Origin of the sequence: Pseudomonas xanthosomatis, assembly GCF_019139835.1 — a bacterium.
Lineage (GTDB): Bacteria > Pseudomonadota > Gammaproteobacteria > Pseudomonadales > Pseudomonadaceae > Aquipseudomonas > Aquipseudomonas fakonensis.
In genome coordinates, this window is the sequence record NZ_CP077075.1 from 5084496 (window position 1) to 5100642 (window position 16147).

A 16147-nucleotide genomic window follows, 5' to 3' on the forward strand; every position below is an offset into this window, starting at 1 on the left:
GGGATCGCGCTGGATTTTAGAAATTGAGCAAGACAATTGCTCCCACAGGTACAGGATTTGCTTCGGGCCGGTACAGCCATAAAAAAGCCCGGCCATGCAGGCCGGGCAGGTACACCCAAGGAGCAAAGAGGTGTCAGGGTTGGGAATTCGGGGAGCCTCAGGCCACTGCGGCCAGCTTGGCCTTGGCCTGCTTCAGGCCTTTCTCGTGGAAGTCGCCGCTCATGTTCAGGCCTTCGGCGTGGATGAAGTCCACATCATGAATACCGATGAAGGCCATCACCTGGCGCAGGTAGGGTTCCTGGTGGTCGCTGGTGGCACCCGCGTGGATGCCGCCGCGAGCGGTCAGCACGATGGCGCGCTTGCCGGCCAGCAGGCCCTGCGGCCCGGTGGGGGTGTACTTGAAGGTGATGCCGGCGCGCAGCACGTGGTCCAGCCAGGCCTTGAGGGTGCTGGGGATGGTGAAGTTGTACATCGGTGCGGCCATCACCAGCACGTCGGCCGCCAGCAGTTCATCGGTCAGCTCAACGGAGCGGGCCAGGGCTTCGAGCTCTGCGGCGCTACGCTGTCCTTCGGGCTTCATCCAGCCACCGAGCAGGTTGGCGTCCAGGTGCGGCACCGGGTTCACCGCCAGGTCGCGTACGGTGATCTGATCAGCCGGGTGAGCGGCCTGCCACTGCTCGATGAAGTCGCGGGTCAGTTGACGGGAAACGGAATCCTGCTGGCGGGCGCTGCTTTCGATGATCAGTACGCGGGACATGGGGTGCCTCCATCGGCGGTAAAGGGTTGCGATTCGATGGAGGTGAGATTAAATGTTGACCTATCGATAAAAAAGCGTAAAAAGTGGGATCAATCTATCGATTAATCCGTTTATTCCGCTTTGCAGTCAAGGTCGATGCGCAGCTTGATGATCTGCCGGTTGAACTTGGCGGTCACATCCACGCTCTTGCCGGCCGGCACGTTGACCCGGCGCACCCGCGGGGCCTCGGGGCCGTTGCGAAAGCTCACCCGGCACGCCGCCGGCACCTGGCCGTAGTTGTTCAGGGTGATCGCGCCGATGTCATAGGCCGTGTCGTAGGCGGTGTAGTCCAGCTTTACACCGTCCGCCTGCTTTTGCACATCGATGGGGTAGGCCATGGCCGTGAAGGGCAGGCACAGCAGCAAGGCCACACAACATTTCTTCATAGGGCGCTCTCCTTGAGAAGAGCGCAGCTTAGGACAACAGGAGCCATAGATGAAAGCGCCGCGCGTAACCCTGGATCAGTGGCGAACCCTGCAAGCGGTGGTCGACCATGGCGGGTTCGCCCAGGCCGCCGAGGCGCTGCACCGCTCGCAGTCGTCGGTGAGCTACACCGTGGCACGCATGCAGGAGCAACTGGGGGTGCCGCTGCTGCGCATCGACGGGCGCAAGGCGGTGCTGACCGAAGCCGGTAACGTGCTGTTGCGCCGTTCGCGGCACCTAGTCAAGCAGGCCAGCCAGCTCGAGGACCTCGCCCACCACATGGAGCAAGGCTGGGAGGCCGAGGTGCGCCTGGTGGTCGATGCCGCCTACCCCAGCGCCCGCCTGGTGCGTGCGCTGGCCGCGTTCATGCCGCAAAGCCGCGGCTGCCGGGTGCGCCTGCGTGAAGAAGTGCTCTCTGGCGTGGAAGAAGTGATGCACGAAGGCATCGCCGACCTTGCCATCAGCAGCTACAGCATCGGTGGCTACCTGGGGGCCGAGCTCAGCGCCGTGGAGTTCGTCGCCGTCGCCCACCCCGAACACAGCCTGCACCGCCTGGGCCGCGAGCTGACCTTCCAGGACCTGGAAAGCCAGCTGCAAGTGGTGATCCGCGACTCTGGCCGCGCGCAGCCACGCGACGTCGGCTGGCTGGGCGCCGAACAGCGCTGGACCGTCGGCAGCCTGGGCACCGCCGCCACCTTCGTCAGCAGCGGCCTGGGCTTTGCCTGGCTGCCCCGGCACATGATCGAGCGCGAACTGCGCGATGGCGTGCTAAAGCCCTTGCCGCTGGATCAGGGTGGCAGCCGCCACCCGCTGTTCTACCTTTATTCGAGCAAGGAAAAGACCCTGGGCCCGGCCACGCAGATCCTCATCGACCTGCTGCGCAACTTCGACACCGCACCGCTGGACGTGCCCTTCGCAGCCCCCCCGCAAGCCTGAGAGGACCGCGCCCATGGCCTGTTTCGAACACGACGGATGCCAGCTGCATTACGAGGTGCACGGCCAGGGCGACCCCCTGGTGCTGCTGCACGGGCTGGGCTCGAGCAGCCAGGACTGGGAACTGCAGATCAATGAATTCGCCCGCCACTACCGGGTGATCCTCATGGACATCCGCGGCCACGGCCAGTCCTCCAAGCCGCGCAAGGGCTACCGCATCAAGACCTTCAGCCAGGACTTGCTGGCCCTGCTCTACCACCTGGGCACAGGCCCCGTGCACTTCGTCGGCCTGTCCATGGGCGGTATGGTCGGTTTTCAGTTCGCCGTCGACCACCCCACCTGGCTGCGCAGCCTGTGCATCGTCAACAGCGCCCCTGAAGTGAAACGCCGCACCCGCAGCGACTGGCTGTGGTGGCTCAAGCGCTGGGGCCTGGCGCGCCTGCTCAGCGTCGAGACCGTGGGCAAGGGCCTGGCTGCAAGGCTGTTCCCCAAGCCTGAACAGGCCGAGCTGCGGCGCAAGATGGCCGAGCGCTGGGCGCGCAACGACAAGCGCGCGTACTTGAAAAGTTTCGACGCCATCGTCGACTGGGGCGTGCAGGAACGCATCGGGCAGATCCGCTGTCCCACGCTGGTGGTGGCGGCCGACCATGATTACACACCGATACAACTGAAAGAGCGCTACGTGGCGCTGATGCCCAACGCCAGGCTGGCGGTGATCGACGATTCGCGGCACGCTACGCCCCTGGACCAACCCGAGGTCTTCAACCTCACCGTGCTGCAGTTCCTCGCAGCCGCTTCCACCCCTCAAGGATCTTTGAGCCCATGCTGAAAAAACTCCTGCTCACCGCCTGCTCGGTCGCCTTCGCCACCAGCGTCATGGCCTCCGACAAGACCCCGCACGTGCTGCTCGATACCAGCTTTGGCCAGGTCGAGATCGAACTGAACGCGGAAAAGGCGCCGATCAGTACGAAGAATTTCCTGGCATACGTCGACAGCGGTTTCTACAACAATACGATCTTCCACCGGGTGATCCCGGGCTTCATGGTCCAGGGCGGCGGCTTCACCGAGCAGATGGTGCAAAAGCCCACCCAGGACCCGATCCGCAACGAGGCCAGCAATGGCCTGCAAAACACCCGCGGCACGTTGTCCATGGCCCGCACCTCCGACCCGAACTCGGCCACCAGCCAGTTCTTCATCAACGTGGCCGACAACGACTTCCTCAACCCGGGCCGCGACCGTGGCTATGCGGTGTTCGGCAAGGTTACCAAGGGCATGGAAGTGGTCGACCAGATCGTCAACTCGCCCACTACCGTGAAAAAGGGCATGCGTGACGTACCGGCCGACCCGGTGTTCATCAAGTCAGCCAAACGCATCGACTGACCGCAAGGCTTCACAGGGACGTGAACCGCCTGAAGGTCGGCTGAAACAGGAGTTTGCAAACCCATGCTGTACCGTCGTTTCGAGCAGTTGATCGACATCTTCCGCGAGGCGCCCACCGAGGCGCCTCCCGGCAAGGTCTGGCCCTTCTATATCTATTACCTGCGCCAGGTATGGCCGAGCTTTCTCGCCCTGCTGATCGTCGGGCTGTTCGCCTCGCTGATCGAGGTGGCGATGTTCAGCTACCTGAGCCGCATCATCGACCTGGCCCAAGGCACGCCCAACGCCAACTTCTTCAGCGACCACGCCGGCGAACTGGCGTGGATGCTGGTGGTGATCCTGCTGCTGCGGCCACTGTTCTTCGGCCTGCACGACCTGCTGGTGCACCAGACCATCAGCCCCGGCATGACCAGCCTGATCCGCTGGCAAAACCACACCTACGTGCTCAAGCAGAGCCTGAACTTCTTCCAGAGCGACTTCGCCGGGCGTATCGCCCAGCGCATCATGCAAACCGGCAACTCGCTGCGCGACTCGGCGGTGCAGGCGGTGGACGCCCTGTGGCACGTGCTGATCTACGCCATCAGCTCGCTGGTGCTGTTCGCCGAGGCCGACTGGCGGCTGATGCTGCCGCTGCTGGTGTGGATCGGCTGCTACATCGCCTCGCTGTACTACTTCGTACCCCGGGTGAAAGAGCGTTCGGTGATTTCGTCCGACGCCCGCTCCAAGCTGATGGGGCGCATCGTCGACGGCTACACCAACATCGCCACCCTCAAGCTGTTCGCCCACACCGACCATGAACAGCATTACGCCCGCGAAGCCATTCGCGAGCAGACCGAAAAAACCCAGCTGGCCGCGCGCGTGGTCACCAGCATGGACGTGGTCATCACCACCCTCAACGGCCTGCTGGTGGTCAGCACCACTGGCCTTGCCCTGTGGCTGTGGAGCCAGTCGCTGATCAGCGTCGGCGCCATTGCCCTGGCCACCGGCCTGGTGATTCGCATCGTCAACATGTCGGGCTGGATCATGTGGGTGGTCAACGGCATCTTCGAGAACATCGGCATGGTCCAGGACGGCCTGCAGACCATCGCCCAGCCGGTCACCGTCAGCGACAAGCCCAACGCGCAGCCGCTGAAGGTCAGCCGCGGCGCCGTGCACTTCGAGCATGTCGGTTTCCACTACGGCAAGGGCAGCAAGGTGATCGATGCGCTGAACCTGGACATTCGCCCCGGCGAGAAAATCGGCCTGATCGGCCCGTCCGGTGCCGGCAAGTCGACCCTGGTCAACCTGCTGCTGCGCCTGTACGACGTCGACAGCGGGCGCATCCTGATCGACGGGCAGAACATCGCCGAGGTCAACCAGGCCAGCCTGCGCGCGCAAATCGGCATGATCACCCAGGACACTTCGCTGCTGCACCGCTCGATCCGCGAGAACCTGTTGTACGGGCGCCCCGATGCCAGCGAAGAGGAAGTCTGGGAAGCGGTGCGCCGGGCCCGCGCCGACGAGTTCATCCCACAGTTGTCCGACGCCCAGGGCCGTACCGGCTTCGACGCTCACGTGGGTGAACGCGGGGTCAAGCTGTCGGGTGGCCAGCGCCAGCGCATCGCCATCGCCCGGGTGCTGCTGAAGAACGCGCCGATCCTGATCATGGACGAAGCCACCTCGGCGCTGGACTCGGAGGTCGAAGCCGCCATCCAGGAAAGCCTCGAAACCCTGATGCAGGGCAAGACAGTGATCGCTATTGCCCACCGCCTGTCCACCATCGCCCGGATGGACCGCCTGGTGGTGCTCGACAAAGGCCATATCGTCGAAAGCGGCAGCCACACCGAACTGCTCGCCCAGCGTGGGCTCTATGCCCGTTTGTGGCACCACCAGACCGGCGGTTTCGTCGGTGTAGATTGACCCCGCCCTGCCCCTCAAGCCAACGCCCGCCTCGCCGATAACCAGTTGTCGTACAACAACTAAATGGCCCTGAAGGGCCGGCGAGGTGGTAATGCTTTTACGCCAATGGAGTATCGCGCCCCGGGCTACATCGGGGTTTGCATGCATCGCACTGATGGTGGCCCTGCTGGGCTTGTTCTCCCTCGCCAAGATGGAGGACATCCGCGACTCGGCCACAGCCATGGAGAAAGACTGGGTGCCGAGCATCCGCACCGTCGACACCATCCGCGAGAACATGCTGCGCATCCGCACCATCTCGCTGCGCGTGGCGTTGGACCCGAACCCGGCCAACGTCGATACCTACGTCGGCCAGTACGATGCCCGCAACAAGGTCCTGATGCAGAACATCAAGGACTACGAGGCGTTCATCGACACCCCGGAAGAAACCCGCATTTACCAGCAGTTCCAGCGCGATTTTGCGGTGTACCAGAAAGGCATGGCCGACTCCTTCGCCCTGGCCCGGCGCGGCGACACTGCAGCCCTGCACAAGCTGGTACTGGTGGACATGAAGCCGGTGGTCGACGGCACTGGCGCGCAACTGGCCGAGCTGGGCGACCTGTACGGCAAGGGCATCGAGCGTGAGGGCAACCTGTCGGCCGAACGCTACGAGCAGTCCCGTGCCATCGTCATCGGCGTGATCCTGCTGGCCGCACTGTTCACCGTGGCGCTGGCCTGGCTGCTCACCCGCAGTATCGTGCAACCGCTCAAAGACGCGGTACTTGCGGCCAAACAGGTGGCCGAGGGCAACCTCAGCAACGCCATCGTCGCCAGCGGCAACGATGAAGTCAGCCAGTTGCAGCACTCGCTGGCGCAGATGCGCGACCGCCTGCGCGACACCTTGCGCGAAATCTCCGGCTCGTCCACTCAGCTGGCCGCCGCCTCCGAAGAGCTGCACGCGGTCACCGAAGAAGCCGGGCGCGGCATCACCCGCCAGCACGACGAAATCGAGCAGGCCGCCACCGCAGTCAACGAAATGAGCGCGGCGGTGGATGAAGTGGCGCGCAATGCCGTGTCCACATCCGAAGCTTCGCGGGCGTCCACCCAGTCGGCGCAACAGGGCCAGGCCCGGGTGTCGCAGACCATCGAGGCAATCAGCGACCTGGCCGAAGAAGTCACCGCCTCAGCATCGCTGGTGGAGCAACTGGCCGAGCAGTCCCAGGAAGTGGGCAAGGTGCTGGACGTGATCCGCGCCATCGCCGAGCAGACCAACCTGCTGGCGCTCAACGCCGCCATCGAGGCTGCCCGTGCCGGCGAGTCCGGGCGCGGCTTTGCGGTGGTCGCCGACGAGGTACGCGCACTGGCGCACCGCACGCAGAACTCCACCCAGGAAATCGAGCAGATGGTCACCCTGATGCGCACCGGCGCCAGCCAGGCGCTGAGCGCCATGCAAACCAGCAGCAGCCGGGCGCGCAACACCCAGGAGCTGGCCCAGAGCGCCGGGCACGCCCTGCAGGAAATCACCTCGGGGATCAGCGAGATGTACGAGCGCAACCTGGTGATCGCCAGCGCAGCCGAAGAGCAGGCCCAGGTGGCCCGCGAGGTGGACCGCAACCTCACCAACATCCGCGACCTGTCGGTGCAAAGCGCCACCGGGGCGCAGCAAACCAATGCTTCGAGCCAGGAGCTGTCGCGCCTGGCCAGCGGGCTGAACGGGTTGGTGAAGCGCTTCACGCTGTAGCCACGCCCCCTGTAGCCGGCTTGCCGGCGATGAGGCCAGGCCTGCAAACCCCTAGTCCAGGGCTGAGCTGTGGCTTATGGCCCTATCGCCGGCAAGCCGGCTCTCATAGAACAAACTACAACGTATTGATTTAACACGGTCCCCGTGGGAAGCGGCCTCGTGTCGCGATGGGGCGCGAAGCGGCCCTAAGATCTCGGCTTCATGCAAAATTGCCGGGGCTGCTGGGCAGCCCATCGCGACACAAGGCCGCTTCCCACAGGGGCCGCGGTGCATCTGCGAGACTAGTTCTCTGCGCGACAGCGCAGCCCGAAAGGGCTGGGTGATCTCCTACAGGGGTAATGCCCCTCGCGCTCTCAATCCTTGCGATAGGGCAACGCCGCGCACGCCTGCTCGGCATACGCCCGCACCCCCTCCCGCTCCTGCACCAGAAAATCCCCCACCGCCCGGCGCAGCCCTGGGTGCAGCAGGTAATGCCATGAGCGCGTGATCACCGGCTCAAAGCCGCGGATCAGCTTGTGCTCGCCCTGCGCCCCGGCGTCAAAGCGCTGCAGGCCCTCGGCGATGGCAAAGTCCATGCCCTGGTAGAAGCAGGTTTCAAAATGCAGCCGGTCGAACTCGTCCAGGCAGCCCCAGTAGCGGCCATACAAACTGTCACCGCCCACCAGGCTCAAGGCCATGGCCACCTCTCGCCCGTGCTGGCGGGCAATCACCACCCGCAGCGCCTCGGGCATGCGCTCGGCCAGCAGGCTGAAGAACTCGCGGGTGAGGTAGGGCGCGCGGCGGCGGACGGCATAGGTGTTGGCGTAGCACAGGTAAACGAAGTCCCATTGCGCCTCGCTCAGCTCATCGCCCCGGTACCAGGCGAAGTCGATGCCCTGCCCCGCCACCTGCTCGCGCTCCTTGCGCATCTGCTTGCGCTTGCGCGAGCTGAGGGTGTCGAGAAGATCCTGAAAGTCCCGATAGCCACGGTTTTGCCAATGGAACTGGCAACCCAGCCGCTGCATCCAGCCGGGCAGGCTGGCGAGGGCTTCATCCAGCGCGCTGTCGGTGAAGTTGATATGGGCGCCGGACAACCCACCCTTGCCCAGGTATTCGGGCATGGCCTGCAACAGCAGCAAGCCGTCGGCCGGGTCGTCGCACAGCAGGCGCGGCCCGCTGACCGGGCTGAACGGCACCGCTCCCAGCAGCTTGGGGTAGTAGGCGATGCCGGCTCGCTCGCAGGCGTCGGCCCAGCCATGGTCGAACACGTACTCGCCGAACGAGTGCCATTTGCGGTAGGCCGGCAGCAACGCACGCACCTGGCCGTCACGCTCCAGCACCAGGTGCTCGGCCGCCCAGCCGGTGTTCGGGGTGACGCTGCCACTGTCCTCCATGGCGCTGAGGAAGGCATGGCGCAGAAACGGCTGGCCCTCGGGCACCAGGGCATCCCAGGTGCTGGCCGGCAGGTCGCGCAGGTGGGCAATGCTATGCAGGCTGATCACGTTGGCGGCTCGCTTGAAAGAAGAACGCCAGTATTGCCAAAGCGCGCCAGACACTCAAATGACAGCCCGTTTACCAGGCCGCTTCTTAACCACAGTGCCACTGTTTAGACATTATTCTGTAATTCACCCCCGCAATACTTGCGCCTGTTTTCCGAAACCCCAGAACCTGTCTATTCAGGCCCTTTCCGAAGACATGCCAACTCGGGGGCGAGCGCTTGAGCCTCCCCCAACCTTTCCAACAGGGAGAACCTTATGCGTCTTGTTTCCACACTTACCGGAGTGAGCCTCACCGGCATGATGCTGGCTCTGAGTACTCCGGCCAGTGCCGCGGTCGACGCCAAGCTGCTCGAAATGCTCCGCGCCAACGGCTCGATCAACCAGGCGCAGTACAACGAACTGCAAGGCGACCTGGCAGCAGAAACCAAGGAAAAGGCCGCTCAAAAAGCTCAGTCCGACCGCATGAGCTCCTTCGAACAGAAAGTGGCATGGGCCGCCAAGACCCAGATCAAGGGTGACGTGCGCCTGCGTTACGAAGACGTCAACGTCGATGACCCGATTGCCCGCAGCAACAACCAGGACCGTCAGCGCGTACGTGCCCGCGTTGGCTTCTACAGCGAGATCAACCCGCAAGTAGACGCTGGCGTTCGTATCGCCACTGGCGGCAGCAGCGGTGATCGTCGCTCCACCAACGTGAGCCTGGAAAACTACTTCGACAAGAAGAACCTGTGGGTCGACATGGCCTACCTGGACTGGCACCCGACCGCCGTCCCCAACCTGCACATCATCGGCGGCAAGATGGCACAGCCATGGGTGAGCATGGGCGACATCATCTGGGATAGCGACATCAACCCGGAAGGCGTGGCGCTCACCTACAAGACCAACCTGGGCCCGGCCGAAGTATTCGGTAGCGCCGGTCAGTACACCCTGCAGGACAACGTCGACGGCGACGGCGTGCAGTACAAGCACGACGCACAGCTGTACCACGCTCAGTTGGGTGCCAAGTTCAACGCAGCCGACACTGTGAAAGTCACCGTCGGCGGTAGCATCTACGGCTACGACAACGACAAGGAATCGACCCTGCTGCGTTCGCTGGGTAACACCACCAACGAATTCAACCTGGTTGAAGGCTTCGGTCAGATCGACTTCACCGGCTTCGCCATCCCGGTTTCGGCCTACGGGCAGATGGTCAAAAACACCGAGAGCACCGATGGCAAGGACAAAGCCTGGCTGGCCGGCCTGAAGACCAAGCTCGGCGCCTGGAGCCTGGACTACAACTACCGCGACGTGCAGCGTAACGCTGTGGTGAGCCTGTTCACCGACTCCGACTTCGGCAACGGTTTCACCGGCTCGCGCGGTCACAAGTTCAAGGTCGGTTACGAAATCGACAAGAACTTCTCCCTGGGCGCGGCCTACCTGATGGCCAAGACCGACTACTCCAACCTGCCGAACAGCGATGCCAGCGTAGACACCCTGCAGGTAGACCTGGAAGCGAAGTTCTAAGCGACATCCCTCGTCTGCTTCACTCTAAGGCAGGAAATGCTGACCCCATCCAGCATTTCCTGCCTTTTTTTGCCTGGCGCATACCCCGGGGGAGCGGCATGACACTTGTAGGAGCGGCCTTGTGTCGCGATAGGGCTGCGCAGCAGCCCCGGCAAAATCTGCTGTGACACAGAAATCCTGGGGGCGCTTCGCATCCCTTTCGCGGCACAAGGCCGCTCCTACAGGAAATCGCGTCCCCCTGTAGGAGCGGCCTTGCGCCGCGAAAGCGCCGCAACGCGACGATCAGTGCTTGCGCAGAATCACACTACCAATCGAGTACCCCGCTCCGAACGAGCTGAGTACCGCCACCGAACCCTTGGCCAGGTCATCCTGGTACAGGTGGAAGGCAATCACGGAACCGGCCGAACTGGTGTTGGCATAGCGGTCCAGAATCACCGGCGCCTCCTGCTCGTCCACTTCACGCCCCAGCAGCTTCTTGACGATCAGGTGGTTCATGCTGAGGTTGGCCTGGTGCAGCCAGAAGCGCTTGACGTCCGACGGCTGCAAGCCGTTGTCGCCCAGGTGCTTGCCGATCAGTTCGGCCACCATCGGGCAGACTTCCTTGAACACCTTGCGGCCTTCCTGCACGAACAGCTTGTCGCGGGCGCCTTCGCCTTCCTCCGCCGCACGGTTGAGGAAGCCGAAGTTGTTGCGGATGTTGTTGGAGAACACCGTCGCCAGCTTGGTGCTGACGATGTCGAACTGGTACTTGGAGGTGGCAAGCTCAGCGCGCTCCACCAACACGGCCGTGGCGGCGTCACCGAAGATGAAGTGGCTGTCGCGGTCGCGGAAGTTCAGGTGGCCGGTGCAGATTTCCGGGCTGACCACCAGCACCGAACGGGCCTGGCCCAACTGCACGCTGTTGGCAGCGGTCTGGATGCCGAAGGTGGCCGACGAGCAGGCCACGTTCATGTCGAAGGCAAAGCCCTGGATGCCCAGCGCCTGCTGCACTTCGATGGCGATAGCCGGGTACGGGCGCTGCAGGTTGGAGCAGGCCACCAGCACGCCGTCGACATCGGCGGCAGTGCGGCCGGCGCGCTCCAGCGCCTGGCGGGCGGCAGCCACACCCATTTCGCAGAGAATCGACTGCTCGTCGTTGCTGCGCTCGGGCAGGCGCGGCTTCATGCGCTGCGGGTCGAGGATGCCGGCCTTGTCCATGACGAAGCGGCTCTTGATGCCCGAGGCCTTTTCAATGAAGGCCGCATCGGAGACCGGCGCCGCTTCGATTTCACCGCGCTCGATGGCGGCGGCGTTGTCCTGGTTGAACTGCTGCGACCAGGCGTTGAAGGAGGCCACCAGTTCTTCGTTGGAAATACTTTGGGCCGGGGTATACAGGCCGGTGCCGCTGATCACGACGTTATGCACGGTCGTTCCTCTGGTCAGAGGCCATCGCCACGCGGCGCTGGCCGGGAAAAGGGCAACATACTGGCACCTTGGTGCCAATTCAAAGGCGAGGGCTGTGCCCTCGATCGCAGGCTCCTACAGGGGAACGCTAAACCATGTAGGAGCAGGCTTGCCTGCGATGGGCCGCAAAGCGGCCCAAATTCCGCCAAGTTTGCCACAAGTCGAGGGCGTTAGGCTTCCACCTGACTCCACTGCTTGCTCAGGCGTTTGTCGGAAACCGCCACCTTGGTGCCCAACTGCTGGGCGAACAACGACACCCGATATTCCTCCAGCAGCCAGCGGTACAGGGCCAGTTGCTCGTCACGCTTGCCCTCCTGGGCATGCTTGTCGGCGCGGGTCTTGTATTGCGCCCAGCAGTTGTTCAGCTCGGCGCTCCACACCCGGTCTTTCTGCACCTGCGAACCAAGTTTCTCCAGGCGCAGCTCCACCGCCTTGAGGTAGCGCGGCAGTTCCTTGAACCAGGTGCCCGGGGTTTCGCGCACGAAGCCCGGGTACACCAGGTTGGCCAACTGCTGTTTGATATCGTTGAGCGCCACCGCCTGGCTGAGGTCGATCTTGCCCTTGAAACGCTTTTGCAGGCCATGCCACAGCTTGAGCACTTCAAGCGTAAGGCGCGCCAGGCGCTCGGCATGCTCGGCCCAGTCGCCGCGCTTGCGCTCGGCCAGCGAAGCCAGGCCGGCGCCGTCGCGCGGCAGCGGGTCTTCACCTTCCAGCACGCAGCTGTCCAGGCTTGCCAGCAGGATGTCTTCGACCAACGCATCGACCCGGCTCAGCTCGCGGTACAGCAGGCCCAGCTCGGTCAGCCCCGGCAGCTTGCTGCGCAGAAACTTGGCCGGCTCTGCCAGCTGTTGCAGCAGCAGGCGCTGCAGGGCCCGGCGGTGCTGGAACTCGGCCTCGGCCTGGGTGGAGAAACGCCCTTCGCGCACCGTGCCGTTTTCTTCGACCAGTGCCGGGTAGACGGTCATCGACAGCCCGGCGATCTTTTGCTGGGCAGTCTGCGCCACCTCGCTGAAGGCCTTGGCCTGCACCGGCTGGTCGGCCTTTTCGCTGCGCGGCATCGCCAGCGCCGCCTGGCTCGCGGCAGCGAAGCGTGCGGTCAGCTCGGCCAGGTCGCGGCCTTCACCAAGGAACTTGCCCTGGCCGTCGACCACCTCGATGTTCATCCGCAGGTGGTCTTCTACCAGCGAAGCGGCTTCGGCCCAGGCCTCGTCGGACACCCGCGCGCCGGTCATGCGCAGCAGCTCCTGGCCCAGGGCCTGGGGCAACGCGCCCTGGGCGAAACTCATGCGCGACAGCGCCGCCTTGACGAAGTCCGGCACAGGCACGAAGTTCTTGCGCAGTGCCTTGGGCAGGTTGCGCACCAGGGCGATGCACTTGGCCTCCAGCAGCCCCGGCACCAGCCATTCCAGGCGTTCGCCCGGCAGGTTGGGCAGCAGCGGCGCCGGCACCCGCACGGTCACGCCGTCGCGCGGGTGGTTGGGCTCGAAGTGGTAGCTCAGCGACAGGCGCAGCTCGCCCACCTGCAGGTGGTCGGGGTACTGCGCGGCGGTGACCTCGCTGGCCTCGCGGGCCAGCACGTCCTCTTCGCGCATGATCAACAGGTTGGCGTCCTTCTGGCTGGTGGTGCGGTACCAGCTGTCGAAGGTCGCGGTCTGGTGGATCTCTTCGGGCAGGCGCGCCTCGTAGAAGGCGTACAGGGTTTCTTCGTCTGCCAGGATGTCGCGCCGGCGCGCCTTGGCTTCCAGCTCGTCGAGCTGTTCGAGCAGGCGTTTGTTCGCCGCCAGGCACTTGGCCCGGGACTGGATTTCACCGCCCACCAGAGCCTCGCGGATGAACAACTCGCGGGAGGTGACCGGGTCGATCGGGCCATAGTGCACCGGCCGGCGGCCCACCAGTATCAGCCCGTACAGGGTGATCTGCTCGTAAGCCACCACCTGGCCGCGCTTCTTCTCCCAGTGCGGTTCGAAGTGGTTCTTCTTGATCAGGTGGCCGGCCAGGGGCTCGATCCAGTCCGGCTCGATTTTCGCCACCATGCGCGCGTACAGCTTGGTGGTTTCCACCAGTTCTGCGGTCATCACCCACTGCGGGCGCTTGCGGCCGATGCCCGACGAGGGGTGCACCCAGAACCTGCGCTGGCGCGCGCCCTGGTAGTCGCCTTCTTCGGTCTTCTGGCCGATCTGGCTGAGCAGGCCGCTGAGGATGGCCTTGTGCATGCGCAAGTAATCGCACGGCTCTTTATTGACCGCCAGTTGCAGCTCGCGGCAGATCAGCGACAGCTGGCGGTGCGCATCGCGCCACTCACGCAGGCGCAGGTAGTTGAGGAAGTTCTTGCGGCACCAGTTGCGCAGGGGGCTGGCGGTCAGCGCCTGGCGCTGCTCCTCGAAGCCGCGCCACAGGTTCACCAGGGCGGCGAAGTCCGAATCGACGTCCTTCCACTGCGCATGGGCCTGGTCGGCGGCCTGCTGGCGCTCCGGCGGGCGCTCGCGGGGGTCTTGCACCGACAGGGCACTGGCGACAATCAGCACTTCCTGCAAGCTGCCCTGGCGTGCGCCTTCAAGCAGCATGCGGCCCATGCGCGGGTCGATCGGCAGGCGCGCCAGCTGGCGGCCCAGCGGGGTCAGCTGGTTTTCGCGGTTGACCGCCGACAGCTCTTGCAACAGGTTGAAGCCGTCGCTGATGGCCTTGCCATCCGGCGGCTCGATGAACGGGAAGGCATCGATGGCGCCCAGGCGCAGGTGCAGCATCTGCAGGATCACCGCCGCCAGGTTGGTACGCAGGATCTCCGGGTCGGTGAACGCCGGGCGGCCGTTGAAGTCGTCTTCGCTGTACAGGCGGATGCAGATGCCCGGCTCGACCCGGCCGCAACGCCCCTTACGCTGGTTGGCGCTGGCCTGCGACACCGCTTCGATGGGCAGGCGCTGCACCTTGGCGCGGTAGCTGTAGCGGCTGATGCGCGCGGTACCGCTGTCGATCACGTAGCGGATGCCCGGCACGGTCAGCGAGGTTTCGGCAACGTTGGTCGCCAATACCACCCGCCGGCCGCTGTGGGACTGGAAGATCTTCTGCTGCTCGGCCGGGGTCAGGCGCGCGTACAGCGGCAAGATCTCGGTGTGGCGCAACTGCGCCTTGCGCAGCATGTCGGCTGCGTCGCGGATCTCGCGCTCGCCGGGCAGGAACACCAGCACATCGCCCGGGCCCTTGCCCTGGCTGCGCTCATGCTGGGCGATTTCGTCCAGGGTGGCGAGGATCGCCTGGTCGACGGAGATATCGTCCTCGACCTGGTTGCCCTCCTCGTCCTGCTCGCGGGTCAGCGGGCGGTACCAGGTGTCCACCGGGTAGGTGCGGCCCGACACCTCGATGATCGGCGCGCCATCGAAGTGCTTGGAAAAGCGCTCAAGGTCGATGGTCGCCGAGGTGATGATCAGCTTGAGCTCGGGGCGCCGGTGCAGCAGGGTCTTGAGGTAGCCAAGCAAGAAGTCGATGTTCAGGCTGCGCTCGTGGGCCTCGTCAACGATGATCGTGTCGTAGCGTTCGAGAAAGCGGTCGTGCTGGGTTTCGGCCAGCAGGATGCCGTCGGTCATCAGCTTGACCAGGGTGTTCGAGTCGCTTTGGTCTTCGAAGCGCACCTGGTAGCCCACCAGTGCCCCCAGTGGCGTGCCCAGTTCTTCGGCAACCCGCGCCGCCACGCTGCGCGCAGCGATACGCCGCGGTTGCGTGTGGGCGATCAGGCCGTGGCTGCCGCGGCCCAGCTCCAGGCAGATCTTCGGCAACTGGGTGGTCTTGCCCGAGCCGGTTTCGCCGGCGATCACCAGCACCTGGTGTTCGGCCAGGGCTTTTTTGATCTCGTCACGCTTGGCCGCAATCGGCAGGCTGTCGTCGTAACGGATGTTCGGCACGCTCTGCTGGCGCGCGGTGACCTGGGCGAACGAGGCCTGGACCTTTTCCACCCACTGCGCAAGCTTGGCCTCGTCCGGGCGCTTGCGCAGTTCGTGCAGTTGCCGGCGCAGGCGATGGCGGTCGGCAATCATGGCGTGGTCGAGGTTGTTCAGCAGTTGGTCGATGGCGTGGTCTGTCATGGGGCTTTTTAGTGATGCAGGTGGGCCTGCTTGTACATGATCGGCATTCGTCGGGCGGCAATTGTCGCAGATTTGCCGGGTTGGTGCCGCCTGTACCGGCCGCAGGGGTGAATGTCGTGCGGTCCCTGTAGGAGCCGGCTTGCCGGCGATAGGGCCGGTACAGGCAATACAAATGTTTAGCCAGGCCCGGTGTAAAGGTTGCCATTCACTACTTTAATCAACCTTACAGCGCATGTGAGTATCAAAGACATGACCCTCGCCCAGCCCATCGCCCCACCGCACTCGCGCCCTTCGCTACCGAAGGCCCGCAGCCGTGCCGGCGAAAATCCGCTGGTGCACATCATCCTCGCCTTCTGGGCCCTGTGGCACTGCCGCCACGCACGCCCACCGGACACCTCGCCCGCCCAACACTGAAACCCACCGGCCACTGCGCCGGCCCAATCAGTCCGACCGCACCCTCAACCAGGGCGGTCCCGTGCGCCCGTGGGCGCGAGCGAACCTA

At 64.4% G+C, this 16147-nt stretch carries 12 protein-coding genes; 7 read left to right on the forward strand and 5 right to left on the reverse strand.

The features are described from left to right. Positions 1 to 157: 157 nt before the first annotated feature. Positions 158 to 757 (reverse strand): FMN-dependent NADH-azoreductase, encoded by a 600-nt coding sequence (locus KSS93_RS22405; protein WP_217886024.1) that lies wholly within the window; start codon positions 755 to 757, stop codon positions 158 to 160. A gap of 110 nt (positions 758 to 867) precedes the next feature. Continuing rightward, positions 868 to 1182, reverse strand: a complete 315-nt coding sequence (locus KSS93_RS22410; RefSeq protein WP_217886025.1) for a 3-phosphoglycerate kinase — start codon at positions 1180 to 1182, stop codon at positions 868 to 870. Between the two features lie 49 nt (positions 1183 to 1231). Here KSS93_RS22410 and KSS93_RS22415 point away from each other — a divergent pair, with 49 nt between their 5' ends. The 5 genes from KSS93_RS22415 to KSS93_RS22435 all read left to right on the forward strand — a co-directional run bounded on the left by KSS93_RS22415 (position 1232) and on the right by KSS93_RS22435 (position 7145). Beyond that, positions 1232 to 2155 (forward strand): LysR family transcriptional regulator, encoded by a 924-nt coding sequence (locus KSS93_RS22415; RefSeq protein ID WP_217886026.1) that lies wholly within the window; start codon positions 1232 to 1234, stop codon positions 2153 to 2155. A 13-nt stretch (positions 2156 to 2168) separates the two neighbouring features. Continuing rightward, positions 2169 to 2981: an alpha/beta fold hydrolase gene (locus KSS93_RS22420; protein WP_217886027.1), complete on the forward strand. Its 813-nt coding sequence runs from the start codon at positions 2169 to 2171 to the stop codon at positions 2979 to 2981. Continuing rightward, positions 2975 to 3532: a peptidylprolyl isomerase gene (locus KSS93_RS22425; protein ID WP_217839774.1), complete on the forward strand. Its 558-nt coding sequence runs from the start codon at positions 2975 to 2977 to the stop codon at positions 3530 to 3532. The genes KSS93_RS22420 and KSS93_RS22425 overlap by 7 nt, the downstream gene beginning before the upstream one ends. A 63-nt stretch (positions 3533 to 3595) precedes the next feature. Continuing rightward, positions 3596 to 5428 (forward strand): ABC transporter ATP-binding protein, encoded by a 1833-nt coding sequence (locus tag KSS93_RS22430; RefSeq protein ID WP_217886028.1) that lies wholly within the window; start codon positions 3596 to 3598, stop codon positions 5426 to 5428. A gap of 91 nt (positions 5429 to 5519) precedes the next feature. Further along, positions 5520 to 7145, forward strand: a complete 1626-nt coding sequence (locus KSS93_RS22435) for a methyl-accepting chemotaxis protein (RefSeq protein WP_217886029.1) — start codon at positions 5520 to 5522, stop codon at positions 7143 to 7145. Between the two features lie 353 nt (positions 7146 to 7498). On the opposite strand, the gene KSS93_RS22440 is transcribed toward KSS93_RS22435, so the two are convergent. Beyond that, positions 7499 to 8626, reverse strand: a complete 1128-nt coding sequence (locus KSS93_RS22440) for a GNAT family N-acetyltransferase (protein ID WP_217886030.1) — start codon at positions 8624 to 8626, stop codon at positions 7499 to 7501. 252 nt (positions 8627 to 8878) lie between these two features. Here KSS93_RS22440 and KSS93_RS22445 point away from each other — a divergent pair, with 252 nt between their 5' ends. Further along, a complete protein-coding gene (locus KSS93_RS22445; protein ID WP_217886031.1) occupies positions 8879 to 10126 on the forward strand; it encodes a putative porin in 1248 nt (415 codons plus the stop codon). 282 nt (positions 10127 to 10408) lie between these two features. Here the strand turns inward: KSS93_RS22445 and KSS93_RS22450 are convergent, their stop codons facing one another. After that, positions 10409 to 11530 (reverse strand): beta-ketoacyl-ACP synthase III, encoded by a 1122-nt coding sequence (locus KSS93_RS22450; RefSeq protein WP_217886032.1) that lies wholly within the window; start codon positions 11528 to 11530, stop codon positions 10409 to 10411. Between the two features lie 209 nt (positions 11531 to 11739). After that, positions 11740 to 15645 (reverse strand): ATP-dependent RNA helicase HrpA, encoded by a 3906-nt coding sequence (gene hrpA, locus KSS93_RS22455; protein ID WP_217886033.1) that lies wholly within the window; start codon positions 15643 to 15645, stop codon positions 11740 to 11742. A gap of 249 nt (positions 15646 to 15894) precedes the next feature. Between hrpA and KSS93_RS22460 the strand changes: the two genes are divergently transcribed. Further along, positions 15895 to 16059, forward strand: a complete 165-nt coding sequence (locus tag KSS93_RS22460) for a hypothetical protein (protein WP_217886034.1) — start codon at positions 15895 to 15897, stop codon at positions 16057 to 16059. The last annotated feature ends 88 nt before the right edge of the window (positions 16060 to 16147 follow it).

Excerpts from the sequence above, each read along its gene's own strand:
- KSS93_RS22405 (WP_217886024.1), bottom strand. The coding sequence starts at position 757 with ATGTCCCGCGTACTGATCATCGAAAGCAGCGCCCGCCAGCAGGATTCC.
- KSS93_RS22410 (WP_217886025.1), bottom strand. The coding sequence starts at position 1,182 with ATGAAGAAATGTTGTGTGGCCTTGCTGCTGTGCCTGCCCTTCACGGCC.
- KSS93_RS22415 (WP_217886026.1), top strand. The coding sequence starts at position 1,232 with ATGAAAGCGCCGCGCGTAACCCTGGATCAGTGGCGAACCCTGCAAGCG.
- KSS93_RS22420 (WP_217886027.1), top strand. The coding sequence starts at position 2,169 with ATGGCCTGTTTCGAACACGACGGATGCCAGCTGCATTACGAGGTGCAC.
- KSS93_RS22425 (WP_217839774.1), top strand. The coding sequence starts at position 2,975 with ATGCTGAAAAAACTCCTGCTCACCGCCTGCTCGGTCGCCTTCGCCACC.
- KSS93_RS22430 (WP_217886028.1), top strand. The coding sequence starts at position 3,596 with ATGCTGTACCGTCGTTTCGAGCAGTTGATCGACATCTTCCGCGAGGCG.
- KSS93_RS22435 (WP_217886029.1), top strand. The coding sequence starts at position 5,520 with ATGCTTTTACGCCAATGGAGTATCGCGCCCCGGGCTACATCGGGGTTT.
- KSS93_RS22445 (WP_217886031.1), top strand. The coding sequence starts at position 8,879 with ATGCGTCTTGTTTCCACACTTACCGGAGTGAGCCTCACCGGCATGATG.
- hrpA (WP_217886033.1), bottom strand. The coding sequence starts at position 15,645 with ATGACAGACCACGCCATCGACCAACTGCTGAACAACCTCGACCACGCC.
- KSS93_RS22460 (WP_217886034.1), top strand. The coding sequence starts at position 15,895 with ATGACCCTCGCCCAGCCCATCGCCCCACCGCACTCGCGCCCTTCGCTA.